We start from the raw sequence: 13712 nt of genomic DNA, 5'->3' as shown, positions 1-13712 counted from the left end.
CTTTCCAAAATTTAACCTACTGCCGGACCCAGACACCGTCTGCCCCGACATAATACGTCTGATCGATCCAGGCGTTCCGGACCATGGCTCCTCCGCTTCCCAGGTAGAACCACTTGTCTCCGTCCTGTCTCCAGTCATTCTTTACCATAGAGCCGTCTGAACGGAAATAATACCAGTCCTCTCCGTACTTCTGCCAGCCCTTCTGCATTTTTCCAGCATCGTCAAAGCCATATTCCACTCCGTCGATGACCGCCCGGCACCCCTTAAGGAGCTGTCCGTCAGCCGTGCGGAAATACCAGCCGTCTCCGTTCTGCACCCACTGATGGTACGGGCCGCTGCCGAATGCCTGGAGCTTTTTATAGCCATAATCCAGCATGGCCTTCGTATCCCCGTAATGGGTGCTTCTGGCCTTTAATACCACAGCGATCAGCCGGACTCCATCCTTTTCTGTACACGTTACCAGGGTATTCCCCGCGAGGGAAGTATACCCGGTCTTTCCGCCCACCATCCCCTCGTAATATCTGGAATCACTGGGATAGAGCATTTTGTGGCCCGGCGTAATGGTCCTGGCGGCTGCCGCCTTTGTAGCCGGGAACTCATAGCTTAAGGAGGAGCTGATCTTTTGGAGCGTCTCATTTTTAAAGGCGGCCCCGGCGATCTTCGCCATGTCCCTGGCCGTAGTATAGTGGTCCGGGTCATTGAGGCCGCTGGGATTGGTGAAATGGGTCCCCGTACACCCCAGCTCTGCTGCCCTCTGGTTCATCAGGTCTGCAAATCCCTGGATACTTCCTCCCACATGCTCTGCCAGCCCATTGGCTACCTCATTGGCCGATTTCAGCAGAAGACCGTATAAACAGTCCCGGACTGATACCCGGTCCCCTTCCTGGAGCTTTAAGGTCACTGCCCCGGATTCCAGGTTCGTCACTGCGGTTTTAGAAAATACCACCGTATCGTTCAGATCTGCCTTTTCCAGCACCAGAAGAGCCGTCATCAGCTTTGTGATGCTGGCCGGGTACAGCTTTTCATCTGCATTTTTTTCGAACAGCACTGTATTATGGGTGGCATCAAAAAGAATGGCCGCCTCAGCCGACACTGCCGGCATGGAAAGCTCCATGTCCTGGACGGCTCCGGCCGTTCCGTTTACCGGTGCATTTGTTCTGTATTCCAGGATCCCGGAGGCCGGAGCGGTCACAGTCCCTGTCTGGGAGCCCGTAGGGCCGGACTGGGTGCTCAGATCTCCCGCCTGGGGACCTGTGGAGCCGGACTGGATGCTCTGGTTCCCCGCCTGGGGGGACTGCCCGGCTCCCGGCTTCTCCTGGGGCCCGGGCTGGTTCTGGGCCTGGGTCCCCGCCCCGCCCTGGCTCTCCGGCACGATCTGGACTCCCTGGCCTGCCGGATTGCTGACATCCAGTGGTGTGATCAGTATTTCTGCCTGGGCCGTCTGGGCCATACAAAGGGCCATGGCCAGTCCCAGGCTCAAGATCCGTGTTCTCTTAAACATTGTCTGTCTCCCTGCATTGTAGATTTTCGTACTCTCAAGTATACCATGCTCCCGCCGTCAGAATCTTAATATTTTCTGACGATTTTCACGCAATCATGTGTCAAGCATGGCCAGCAGGTCCTCTCTGGTGAGTCCGGCGAAGCTTCCGGTCCCCTCAGTGACCACCGAGTCCGCCAGATCCCTTTTTCTTTCCTGCAGCTTCAGGATATTTTCCTCCACTGTGTGGCTGGTGACCAGCCGGAATACGGTCACCTGGTTTTCCTGTCCCATGCGGTGGGCCCGGTCCGTGGCCTGGTCCTGGGCCGCCGCGTTCCACCATGGATCATAGTGGATCACCACATCCGCCGCCGTCAGGTTAAGGCCCGTTCCTCCGGCTTTTAAGGAGATCAGGAACACCATCACATCATCCTTGTGGAAGTCCGATACCATCTGCATCCGCCGGCCCTTTGGCGTGGCCCCGGTCAGCATGTAGAAGCGGATCTTTTCCTTTGAAAGCCTCCCGGCGATCACATCCAGCATGGACGTGAACTGGGAAAATAAAAGGATCTTATGACCAGCCCTGGTCCCGTTTTCCAGAAGCTCCATGCACGTTTCCAGCTTGGCCGATCCGCCCTTATACCGCGGAAAGCACAGGGACGGATCGCAGCAAATCTGTCTTAGGCGCAGAAGCTCCGCCAGGATCTGCATCCTGTCCTCCCCTGTCTCCAGTTCCCCGGCCAGCAGCCGCTCCTTTAATGCGGCTGCACTGGCCGTATAGATCCGCTTCTGCTCTCCCTCCATCCGGGAATAGAGCACTGTTTCCATTTTGGATGGAAGCTCCTTCAGCACATCCCTTTTCAGCCTTCTGAGCAGGAACGGGCCGATCATCCGGTGAAGCCGTTCCAGGGCCTCACGGCTCCCGTCCCGCACAATGGGGGTCTCAAAGGTCTTTTTAAACTTCTGATATGTGAACAGAAAGCCGGGCATGAGAAAATCAAAGATGCTCCACAGCTCTCCCAGATGGTTTTCCATGGGAGTTCCCGTCAGGGCAAACCTGGTCCTGGCGCTGACGGATTTTACGGCCCTGGACGCCTGGGTCGCCGCATTTTTGATGTACTGGGCCTCGTCGATGATCTGGTAACGGAAATCCATGGACCGGTAAAAGGCCAGGTCCCGCTTCAGCAGATCGTAGGAGGTAATGACAACGTCCGTTCCCCCATCCTTTTCCGCCGAAAGCCGTTCAAAAAGCTGCTCCCTCTCTCCCTGGCTTCCGGCTGCGGCGGCCACAGAAAGCTCCGGCGCAAACCGGGCGATCTCATTTTCCCAGTTATAGACCAGGGAGGCAGGACATACGATCAGGGTCCTTCCGCCGCCCTGTCTTTTTTCATCCAGGAGCAGGGCAATGATCTGGATCGTCTTTCCCAGCCCCATTTCGTCAGCCAGGATCCCGCCGAAGCCGTAAGCGTCCAGGCTCTTCAGCCACCGGTACCCCGTTTTCTGGTAGCCCCTCAGCACAGCGGCAAACGGCTCCGGTATCTCAAATTCACTGTCCTCCACGTCCTTCATGCCCCGGACCACTGCCTTAAAAAGCTGGTCCCGGTAAAAGCTCACGCTCCGGTCCTCCTTAAGCATTCCATCCAGGAACATGGCGCGGTACATGGGAAGGCGGATCGGCGCCGGTCCTGCCAGCTCCTTTTCCACTCCCAGGCTTCTGGCCAGCCTGGATACCGTCAGAAGGCCGTCGTCTCCCAGAGCCAGGAAATCTCCGTTTTTCATCCGGTAAAACTTCTTCCCGGCGTCATACTCTGCCAGGATGGCACTTAATTCCTCCCTGGAGATCCCATCGGTCTCCACCTCCAGATCCAGCCACCGGTCCTCTGCCTTTACCCTTACGGATACGTCTGCCGGCGGCAGGACCCGGAATTTCTTAAAGGACTCCGAAAGGAAGATCTCTCCCAGCTCCATGAACTGGCCCATTCCCCCGGAAATAAGGCGGTAGACCGCTTCATCGTCATTCCGGATCACCAGATTCCTGGTTCCATCCTCCGTATATTTAAAATACCGGGTAATGACCTGGCTCACCCGGAATTCTCCCGGAACATCCCGGCAGATCTCCCTAGGCACATTTTCGTCCTCCAGAGGGTGAAAGGAAAAATCCCCGTAGGACAGCTCCGGTCTCAGAGTCACTTCCCGGGAGCCCGGACTGTCGAAATAAAAGGAGCACTTAAGTTCCTTTGGCCGGAAGCTTTCCAGATCCAGGTCCCGGACCTCCAGAAGCTTCAGCATATCCAGCTTTTTTAAGACGCGCTCATAAAACAACGGCATATCCCGGTCATTGATGAGGATCTCCCTCTCCGCATCCTGTCCCATGACCGTATATTCCATCAGAACCGTCAGAGCGTCCGTATATTCCTGGTCGCAGATGCAGACCGATCCCCAGTCCGCCACAAGCAGATGCTTTTCGCCAGAAAACGCCATGATCTCTTCCGGAACTGTGAGCTTTACCCCGTCCTTTCCAGTTTTCTCCACCCGGAAGCAGATCTTCGGATTTTCCTTTTTTACCGTCAGGTCTCGCTTCTGGCGGCGGGGATCCTCACATTCCAGGCTCCTGCCTTCCAGGATCCCGAAAAAACGCTCCCGGGCAGACTTTCCCAGGACCAGCTCCTTAAGGACCGGCTCTGTCTCCAGAGCTCCCCGCTTAAACTGGGCATAGGACTCCCTGTATGCGCCCACCAGCTCCAGGACCAGAAGCACCAGGGGGCGGCACTCCTCCTCAAAGGCTGTCAGACTGTGGTGAAAGGATCTTCCTTTCCCGTACTCCAGGAACCGTTCAAACTCCACAGCCTGGGAAAAGGTCACCAGATCCTTTACCGGGAAGGACTTTTCCCGGCAGATCTGGAAGCGGACCCGGATCTGGTCCCTGGAAAAAGAGACCAGGGGGATCAGCTTCATCCGCCCCTCTTCTCCGTCTCCCATGATCCGGCCCACCTCCCGGTTGGTATACTCCCGTACCATGAAGCGGACCTTCTGGGACGTGGATACCGGTTTCAGGCCCTCCGTCCCTTCCTTTCTTATATACGCTCCATATACAGCCTCTCCATGGGGGCAGAGGACTGTGTTTCCTCCTTCTCCATGGCAGCCCAGCGAGCAGTACCCGGTCCGCTTCCCATTTTTATCCACACGAGAACAAGAGTAGTCAAAAATCTGACTACCCTTGCGCAGAATACGGACTCTGTACCGTTCCGTACCGTCGGTCACTTCTCCTCTGATCTCCGTTTCACCTTTCCAGAAGGTATCTGCGGAAAGTCCGGTTACCTCCATGATGCCTCCCTGTCCTGTTTCCAGTCCTCTGGTCCTGCAGGATCCTACATCCGCTCCGGTGCTTCAAAGCCCAGAAGACCGATGCAGGTGGTGAGCACGCTCCTGGTGAGCGTTACCAGGCCGATATATCCCGCCTGCTTCTCTTTATCCTCTTCTGCAATGATCTTCGTTTCATGGTAGAAGTGGTTTAAAGCGTTGGAAAGCTCATAAATATACGCACAGATCTTATGGGGAGCCAGCTCTTCAAAGCCTGCCTCCATTACCTCGCTGAATCTGGATAAAGCCAGCATCAGGGTCTTCTCCGGCTCTGCCTCCGGCGGCAGGATCACCGGATCTTTCGGAGTCCCGCAGACTGCCTCATATTTTTTCAGGATCGAATTGATACGGGCAATGGTATAGAGGATATATGGCCCCGTATTTCCTTCAAAGGACGTGAACCGCTCGATATCGAACACATAATCCTTGGTGGCCTGGTTGGAAAGGTCGCCGTATTTTAATGCGGCCAGTCCCACGATCTTTGCGGTCTCCCTGGCTTCCTCCGGAGAGATGGTCCGGTTTTCCATGATCCGGTTGTAGGCGGCTTCGCTGATATCGGCGATCAGGTTTTCCAGCCGCATAACTCCGCCCTCTCTGGTCTTAAAGGGCTTTCCGTCTTTGCCGTTCATGGTCCCGAAGCCTACGAAATCCATTTTCCGCTCCGGCGCCACGATCCCGGCCTTCTTTGCCACCCGGAATACCTGGGTGAAATGAAGGTCCTGACGCTTGTCCACCACATAAATATAGTGGTCCGGATGGAAATCCTGCTCCCTCTCCACAATGGTGGCCAGATCGGAGGTGGCATAAAGAGCAGCCCCGTCGGATTTCCGGATGATGCAGGGCGGCAGCTCCTTGGTATCTGTCTCCTCTGCAATATCCACCACCAGGGCTCCCTGGCTCTCATAGGCCAGGCCCTTTTCCACAAGATCATCGATCATCGCAGGGATATAGGGCTGGGCATCGCTTTCACCCTTCCATAAGTCAAACTCCACGTTCAGATTGGAGTAATTTTTCTTTAGATCCTTTAAGGATACGCTCATGATATGGTTCCAGATGGCACGGTAGGGCGCATAACCGCTCTGGAGCTTAAAGGTGGCCTCCTGGGCCCTCTCCTTAAACGCCTCATCCACCTTGGATTTTGCACTTGCTGCCGGATAGATCTCCTCTAACTCAGAAATCGTAAAGGGCGGCTCCCCGGGATACTCTCCCGTATAGCCTTCGTCAAAATAGCAGAGCTCCGGCTGACGCTCCTTTAATTCCTCAATGATCAGACCCATCTGGAGCCCCCAGTCTCCCAGATGAACGTCGCCGATCACCTTATGGCCCACAAAACGGCCCATGCGCTTAATGGCTTCACCGATGACAGCGGCACGGAGATGGCCCACGTGCAGGGGCTTTGCCACATTGGCTCCGCCGTAGTCCACGATCACGGTCTCCGGATGCTCCGCCGGTTCCATTCCCAGCTTCTCTCCAGTCCGCATCCCATTCATATAATCGGCCAGAAAGCTGCTTCCGATCTTCAGGTTAATGAAGCCCGGCATAACCGCGGAAACCTCCTCAAAGATCTTGCTGTCCTTTAAATGCTCCACCACACCGTTTGCGATGTCGATGGGTTTCTTTTTATAGGCTTTGGCCGCAGCCATGGCGCCATTACACTGATATTCGCAGAGGTCCGGGCGGTTGGATAAAGTCACCTTACCGTAGGTGGCGTCGTAGCCTGCGGCGGTGAAAGCCCCTTTCATTTCCTCTGTGATCCGGTCAAGAATCTTTTTCATTGCTTTCTCCTTCTGTTCTATATGGCAGATTCATTTATTATAACCCATGGGGAACGGATTTGGCAAGTGTTTCCGCGGAGATTCAGCAGGGAAGGAAAAGACCGGAGTCCCCTGTACGGGACTCCGGCCTTCCACTGGAAACGGCCTTATTCTTCTTCATGCTCCGCCATATAGGCCACCAGACCGTCAATGAACTGGGCGTTCTTCGGCTTGGCATTGAATGGATACGGAACCAGCTCCTTTAAGAACTGCCGGTTTCCATAATTCCATATCATATCTACCATAGTCCTTATGTTCCTTTCCACACAGAAGGGCGTTGTATGATAACGTTCGGCCACTTCATTATACAGCCACTTGCACTGATAAATGGTCTTTCCGCTGTCCATGACGATCTCAATGGCAGTGGCCGTATAATAAAAGCCCAGGTAACCTCCATTGGCGCCAAGAATACGCAGCAGTTTATGGGCAGCATTTTCTCTGTTTGTCATTACGCCTGTCTCCATTTCTTTTGTAGATTTGCAGCATCTTAGTTCTGTTCCTTTATTGTAGTATGGACGCTGTAAGACGAAAATAGAATCATGACGACAATTTTCGACTTCACTTCAGTTCCGCGATCCGTGTGACTCCCACATAAATATGGGAGATCTTATACCAGGTGGAAAAATCCACCGTTCCCGTCACCGGAAGGCCGAAGACCGACTGGAACGCCTCCACCGCCCTGGCTGTGGCCGGGCCGTAGATCCCATCTGCGGCAATCCTGGGAACCGCCGAATAGACGGTGGCGACCGCATCCAGCTGCTCCTGTATCTGGCGGACCTTGTTTCCGCTGCTGCCTATGACGAGATCCTCCCCCGGCCAGGAGGCCGGGATCCCGGAAATGGCCTCCGCTGTATTGATATACAGATCGCTGCCGTAGAAGTACCGCAGGATCTCGATGGGACTGTACCCGCGTTCACCAAGGTCGCAGGATCCCCACTGTGTCAACCTTTTCGCTTTTGCGTACATAGTTCCTTCTTTAATTATATAGGTGGAAAAATGGTCGGAAATGACCAGAGATATTACCCGTATTATCCACGGATCCAGGCTGTCTGTCAAGCCCCTTTCCGTGTCTTAAGCCCCTTGCCAGCGCTCCGGAGACAAAAAAGTAAACCATGTATCTTGCAATCAGGATTGGCATATGCTATAATGCCGATAGGCAAAAAGACAAAATGTTTCCTTGCGAAACAGCAAAACGAAAATCCCCGGATGCGCGTCCGGGGATTTTCTATTCCGTTTAATAGTGGCGGCTTAAACCACAGGCTAGTTACCGGCTACTTATCACTGTCTAACCATTTGCAGATGAGGTGGCAAACCACGCCTGCCACAACAGTGACGATAAAAGACAAAATGTATTCCATTACGAAACACCCCCTCTCCTTACCGGTATGGGGGCGGTAACACGCCTATTATACTACACACTTCCAGACATTTCTACATTTTTATACGATTGTCAGTGCTCCCCTCTCATTGCACCGGCACCGGATCTCTCCCCGCAGCATGGCCCCATCCTGGCCAAAAGCAAAGACCTCATCACCAATCTGCATGAGCCTTCCGGTGACCATTGCACCATCAGAGCCAAGGTAATACCACTTGCCAACCCTGTCCTGCTTCCAGGCGTTGGCGACCATCACTCCGGAACCGTCAAACCAGTACCACCGGCCATCGGGATCCCGGTGCCAGTCGTTGCGTACCGGCTCTCCTGTGTCTCCGTGATAATATCTCCAGATCCCGGCCTCCTGGATCCAGCCGGATTTCTTTTCCGGCTCCGGCGGAGCAGCTTTGGCCCCATCATCCAAAACAACTACCGTGTGCCCCTTTGTCCTCGTTACCAGGATATCCCCACGCGATAAGTAGTCTGGCTTTTTACAGTACTTGTCATCTTTTAAGATATCAAACTTACCGGTCGCCCACAATGTACTCACCTCATTGGCTGTGTTAAAACTGGCCACTTTAACTCCGGCGTACAGGCAGCATACCCGGACAGCCTCGGAGCAATCTGTCTCGCAGGGTGACAAAACCTTGCTGGCATCATATCCATATCCAGCAGCAATAGCAGTCAGGCTTGTCCTGTGCTCCTGACAATAACCAATATTATTGTTGGCGCAGATGGATTCCATGTTGTGGGCAATCAGCTCACGTACTGGCCTATCTTTCGCGCGGATAACGACCCACCCTTTGCTATGCAGATACCAGTCCTGTGTGGACACCTCCCTTCCGTTCTTCTGGTCTCCCGGCTTTCCGCCATTGATTCCACCATTTTCATTCGATCTTGCACTTCCAACTCTTACCATATGTGTTCCTCACTTTCTGCACAAAAAGAACGCCCCTCACATGAAGGACGTTCTGGCTACTATGTTTTTACGTAATATTACGTATTTTTATTGACGCACGTAATATTACGTGCTATAATGTATGTAGATAAGGAAAGGAGATAAACAGGATGCCAATGACACCGCAGGAGATGATAAAACTCCTAAAGAAAAACGGGTTTGAAGTTGTCAGTCAAAATGGGTCGCATATAAAACTGAAAAACATCCAAACCAATAAAACAGTTATCGTTCCTTATCACTCCAGGGATCTTAAAAAGGGCCTGGAACAAACAATTCTTAAACAGGCGGGGCTGAAATAGTCCCGCCGCCCCAAAGGAGGCTCCCTTTATGAAACAATATTTTTACCCGGCAGTCTTCCATACCGCCGAGGAGGGCGGTTTCTGGGTTTCCTTTCCGGATTTTCCAGAATGCCTGACCCAGGGCGATTCCATGGAAGAAGCCTACGAAATGGCAAACGAAGCTCTTGGCTTAACAATCACAGATCGCCTTACAGACCACGAAGCACTTCCCGTCCCCTCTCTTCCTGGACAGATCGAACTGGATGATGAGAATTCCAGTCTGGTTGTGTTATGTTTTGACCTGGAAGCATATCGGAAAAAACATAATTCAAAGGCTGTCAAAAAAACTTTGTCGATTCCGGAATGGCTAAATGAAGAGGCTATGGCCAAAGATCTTAATTTTTCCCAGGTCCTTCAGGAGGCGCTTTTGGCCAAAATACAGGCTCAGTAGAATATTTGCATACAGCATACGAAAACCCCAGGGGTAACCACCTCTGGGGTATTGACTTTTCGCTTAAAATAGCATATGATGAGTGTAGCTAAGGAAAGCTATTATTGTCCATAGGGCAAAACGAAAACCCCAGAGGTGGCACCCTCTGGGGTTTTCTTGTTCATTACGGTGAACCACTCCGTTTAGGCTGTTGCTGTCTATTTATCTCTGTCCAGCCATTTACAAACGTAGTAGCCAATTACGCTTGCCAATACAGAGATAAGGAAAGTTATTATGTACTCCATAGGGTGTCACCTCCTTTCTGCTGGAGGTTCGACAGCATCTTTATCCTACCATATCTTCCGACAGGTTTCTACCGTTTTCGTATTTTTTCCCTGTTGCGACGTCGCAATAAACATCCGGCTTAACCCCGCCGGCCGGGAGATACCGGATCACCTCCTTAGGACTTGTCCATGGGCCTTTTCTGGTAGCCGGTCCGGTCCCAGATCTCTTTGAGCCGTTCCCATCCATCCATAGCCACCAGGGCCACGATAAAGGCCCCGATCATACACGCAAAGACCATATACCAGGTGATCTCCCGGTCCATCCACGCCATCAGCGCCACAAAGGTCACCGGGCACAGCACCAGGGACAGCACGATCACCACTACCGACGTGGGGAGCTTATCCAGGCCCGGCCAGGATTTGACCACCTGGGTGACCACAGACACCACAAAGGCCATCACGCCGATGGCCACCAAAAGATACGATATGTACTGCATGATTCCGCTAAAATCCATTCTGTTTTTCCCCTTTCACTATCTGATATACTGCACAGCTAACATTGCAAGCCCTGTGATCACAGCACCGGCCAGGAGCCCCACAGCCGTGTCCAGGACCTTGTCCGACATCCGCTGCCATCTCCTCGCCGGCTGCTGCTCCAGGGCTTCCAGGCGGCCGTCAAACCGCTCCAGCCGTGTTCCCTGGTCCTTAAGCTCTGATAACATCTGCCGCATGTCCTGGGCCAGGGCATGGACGGAGATCGTAAGGTCCTGGATCGCCTTTACGGACTGCTCCAGATCATCGATCCGGTGGTTCTGCCGGTTGTCCTCGTCCCGGAGCCTGGCAAGCTCCGCTTTTACAGCCTCATCCATTGGTATCACCTCCATTCTTTCCAGAGAGCTTCTGTCCCGGATATTCCGGGCTCCCAGACATTATTGTCAACAAGGGATTCCCAGGTCTTTCCTCCATGGGCAACGCGGTCGCCTTTGGCATATCCATTGGTGCTTTCCGGCTGCTTCCACTCCGGGATCACCCCGGGATCCGGAATTAAAATCTCCGCAAACAGCGCGGGGGATGCATCCGGTGTCCAGTCATCCTGGGATGTGTGGTCCTGTAACACCTTGTAAAGAACACCGGTATACCGGAGCCTTGTACCGGTCTTATAGGCCGTACCATTCCCATCCCATTCCGGGTACAGACCAGGAACCTGTACCGCCTGATCATCCGTGAAGGTTTCTGCGATGAAAGAGCACGCCACAGTCATGGGCATCACACTGCCTGTCACCAGATGATTTATGCTCTCTGAAAGCGCATCAATCTTTCCAGATATCTGTTCCACCTCCGTTTTCGGCAGTTCCTCGTATCTTGCCTTCGGGATGCTCCCGGAAAAATCAATCCCATATACGCTGCGACCTTCCGGGACATCCGCGACCATCCCCGATAATCCGGTAGGGAGGATGTCCTCGCCATAGGTGACATTCCAGATTCGTCCTGTTGCGTCGTAAATAATTAATGCTTTCATTCCAGTCTCCTTTCTTTTTTCAATGGATTGCTTTATCGACCATTTTCTATTCCAGCCATATTTTATATATTCTGATACCATTGCCATTGAGAGCGTACTGATCGTATCCCGTCCAGCCAAACCGTATATCCTGGATAGCGACTCCAGATCCTGCCATTTGTATAGCAATCCTCTTATTTCCTACAACGGCCTTGTTCGTATCGCGAAATGAAACTTGCTTAGGATATCTGTCTTCTTCACGTTTGTATGTATAACTAGCATTCAGAAATGGGTAATTGGATTTTGCATATAAAATATATAAATCAAACCACATTTTTGAATATCCGGAATCAATTACTGGGGTTTTAAACTTATATATCGAATCAGATCCGGATCCAGGCATACCAGGATTTTCTACATAAGTTGGATAGAAAGTAGCAATCTCATAACTATCGTACATACCATATGGATTATAGCCATTATCATATAATATCTTTCCCTTTGTTGTAGCCGCTACATTATAGCTGGATCCCCACCCCAAAGCGTCACAGTACGACGTACATGTAAAGTAATAGGTGGTTCCCATATTAAGTCCGCCTATATCCACATAGTTGCTCCCTCCGGCCTGGTTCGGATTATTGCCAGCTCCTGTGTATTTTCTCGTTCCGCCGCCCGTCCCCGGATTTCCGGATGTACTCATCTGGATAAATACTCCCTGCCACGGCCCCCTGGCCGGATTCTTCCAGCTGATCCGGACCGAAGTTGCGGAGAGAGCGGCTGCACTAAAAGAAATCGCAGATTGTACAGCGAGAGTACCTGTCAGCTTACTACCATTGACCCACGCAGTTTTCCCAGACAGGATATGCCCCGCTGCCGCATTGGCAGAGGTCTGCGACGCCAGGCTGTTGGCTGTCACCTTCCCCCCGCCGTTATGGTACCCGGCTGGTATCGTATAACTCCCTCCAGCGTTTAAGGAAGCCGTTTTCGCTCCCTGGTTGGCCATCGTTCCGGTGCGTTTCGCGCCGTCCTTCCAGTATGTCTTGCCGGACAGGACATCCCCGTCTGCTGCCGTAGCTCCTCCCGTCTGCGATGCCAGGCTCTTTGCCGTTACCTTTCCCCCGCCGTTATGGTACCCCTCCGGAACTGTATAGCTCCCGCCTGCTGCCAGCTCCTGGGCCACAGCCCCGCGGTTCGGCATAGTCCCGGTCCGTCTCGTTTTCGGGTCCTTATTGTAATAGGTTTTCCCGGTCAGAACATGGGAATCCGCCGCATCCCCGATCAGCTCCAGCGTTCCCTCCACAGGCTCATCGCTGCTGTCGCTTGTAACCGCTGTCTTCCCTTTTAATACATCTCCTCTGGCGGCAGTCAGCTCGTCCGATGACGCTCCGCCGCCTCCTCCTGCATTGGTATATACCGCCATACTACACGCCTCCTTTCAGATTCTGGATCAGGATCTCATCCACGGCCAGGTCCCCTGCAGGGACTTTTTTTGCCACCAATATCAGCTTTCCAGCTTCCGTCCTCCCCCGTATATTGGCCTTCTGGGCCGCCGGGACCGAATCGAACGCATACCCGATATGCACAATGCTGTCGGCCTGGATCGCCGCATTTTCGATGGTATAGGTCAGATCCTTCCAGCCGGAGGCCGGAATCGTAATACCGGTTATCAAACTCCCGGCTGCCTTTTCTGCTGTCCTCCGGTTAAACACAGTATTATTAAACAGCTGCTCGATCACCAGTCCCATGGCGTCTCCATCTGCGACCGTTTCCCTATCCCATTTTTGAACCTCCTCCGTAAATACCGGAGGATCCTTTCTCTCACAATTTGCCACATGCACGCCTCCTTAAAAAACCTCGTCCATATCGAAAATCAGCGGGATATCCTCATCCTTCCCTTTTCTAAGAAAAGTGCGGTAAGCGATCAGATCTCCATCTGAATCGTAAAGCCCCATCTCAGAAATTTCTTTACCTGTAAGTTCTCCCTTGTCCAGGATCCCGCTGTACCGGCATGTCGTCTCATCCTCAACCGGATACATATGGCCGGAAATATTCTTTTTTAACAGCTCGTTATATAACGATATTTCGTTTCCTGTCGTTGCCTTTGGTACTCCATCCTCCGTAACGCCCCCGTCTCCCCATGCGATCTGTGTGATCGGAGGCAGGGTAATATCCCCGGCATGTGCCTTACACAGTTTCTTCCTTCCAATAACCGTAATAATTCCCTTTGAATCTGCCATATGT

At 52.8% G+C, this 13712-nt stretch carries 13 protein-coding genes and 1 pseudogene; 2 read left to right on the top strand and 12 right to left on the bottom strand.

Going from position 1 to position 13712, the window contains the following annotated elements; translation table 11 throughout:
• Positions 1–16: 16 nt before the first annotated feature.
• From OCV69_RS06295 to OCV69_RS06270, 6 genes and pseudogenes are all read right to left on the bottom strand, one after another.
• Positions 17–1501, bottom strand: a complete 1485-nt coding sequence (locus OCV69_RS06295; protein ID WP_158356941.1) for a serine hydrolase — start codon at positions 1499–1501, stop codon at positions 17–19.
• 93 nt (positions 1502–1594) lie between these two features.
• Positions 1595–4801, bottom strand: a complete 3207-nt coding sequence (locus OCV69_RS06290; protein WP_158356940.1) for a DEAD/DEAH box helicase — start codon at positions 4799–4801, stop codon at positions 1595–1597.
• Between the two features lie 44 nt (positions 4802–4845).
• Positions 4846–6612, bottom strand: a complete 1767-nt coding sequence (argS, locus tag OCV69_RS06285) for an arginine--tRNA ligase (RefSeq protein ID WP_158356939.1) — start codon at positions 6610–6612, stop codon at positions 4846–4848.
• A 146-nt stretch (positions 6613–6758) separates the two neighbouring features.
• Positions 6759–7100: a sporulation initiation factor Spo0A C-terminal domain-containing protein gene (locus OCV69_RS06280; RefSeq protein ID WP_022274373.1), complete on the bottom strand. Its 342-nt coding sequence runs from the start codon at positions 7098–7100 to the stop codon at positions 6759–6761.
• A 109-nt stretch (positions 7101–7209) separates the two neighbouring features.
• Positions 7210–7596: pseudogene (locus tag OCV69_RS06275) on the bottom strand (peptidoglycan-binding domain-containing protein); the annotation flags it as partial.
• Between the two features lie 494 nt (positions 7597–8090).
• Complete coding sequence (locus OCV69_RS06270) at positions 8091–8942, bottom strand: N-acetylmuramoyl-L-alanine amidase family protein (protein ID WP_262563025.1); 852 nt, start codon at positions 8940–8942, stop codon at positions 8091–8093.
• 149 nt (positions 8943–9091) lie between these two features.
• Between OCV69_RS06270 and OCV69_RS06265 the strand changes: the two genes are divergently transcribed.
• Complete coding sequence (locus OCV69_RS06265) at positions 9092–9280, top strand: type II toxin-antitoxin system HicA family toxin (protein WP_158356937.1); 189 nt, start codon at positions 9092–9094, stop codon at positions 9278–9280.
• A 28-nt stretch (positions 9281–9308) separates the two neighbouring features.
• Complete coding sequence (locus tag OCV69_RS06260; protein ID WP_158356936.1) at positions 9309–9710, top strand: type II toxin-antitoxin system HicB family antitoxin; 402 nt, start codon at positions 9309–9311, stop codon at positions 9708–9710.
• Between the two features lie 439 nt (positions 9711–10149).
• Here the strand turns inward: OCV69_RS06260 and OCV69_RS06255 are convergent, their stop codons facing one another.
• The 6 genes from OCV69_RS06255 to OCV69_RS06230 are packed head-to-tail and all read right to left on the bottom strand — an operon-like array spanning position 10150 to position 13708.
• Positions 10150–10488, bottom strand: coding sequence for a hypothetical protein (locus OCV69_RS06255; RefSeq protein ID WP_158356935.1), 339 nt, complete (start codon positions 10486–10488; stop codon positions 10150–10152).
• Between the two features lie 18 nt (positions 10489–10506).
• Positions 10507–10842, bottom strand: coding sequence for a hypothetical protein (locus OCV69_RS06250; protein WP_158356934.1), 336 nt, complete (start codon positions 10840–10842; stop codon positions 10507–10509).
• 5 nt (positions 10843–10847) lie between these two features.
• Complete coding sequence (locus OCV69_RS06245) at positions 10848–11492, bottom strand: carbohydrate-binding protein (RefSeq protein ID WP_262563024.1); 645 nt, start codon at positions 11490–11492, stop codon at positions 10848–10850.
• Between the two features lie 46 nt (positions 11493–11538).
• Complete coding sequence (locus OCV69_RS06240) at positions 11539–12891, bottom strand: fibronectin type III domain-containing protein (protein WP_158356932.1); 1353 nt, start codon at positions 12889–12891, stop codon at positions 11539–11541.
• A gap of 1 nt (position 12892) precedes the next feature.
• On the bottom strand, positions 12893–13303 hold the full coding sequence (locus OCV69_RS06235) for a hypothetical protein (RefSeq protein WP_158356931.1): 411 nt from the start codon (positions 13301–13303) through the stop codon (positions 12893–12895).
• A 12-nt stretch (positions 13304–13315) separates the two neighbouring features.
• Positions 13316–13708 carry a phage tail protein gene (locus tag OCV69_RS06230; protein WP_158356930.1) on the bottom strand — a complete coding sequence of 131 codons (393 nt, stop codon included), beginning with the start codon at positions 13706–13708 and terminating at the stop codon, positions 13316–13318.
• Positions 13709–13712: the final 4 nt, after the last annotated feature.

The sequence above is a fragment of the Alitiscatomonas aceti genome (genome assembly GCF_025567195.1).
GTDB classification, from domain to species: domain Bacteria; phylum Bacillota; class Clostridia; order Lachnospirales; family Lachnospiraceae; genus Alitiscatomonas; species Alitiscatomonas aceti.
Note: the sequence above shows the minus strand (reverse complement) of the source record. Positions and strands in the feature narration are given on the sequence as shown.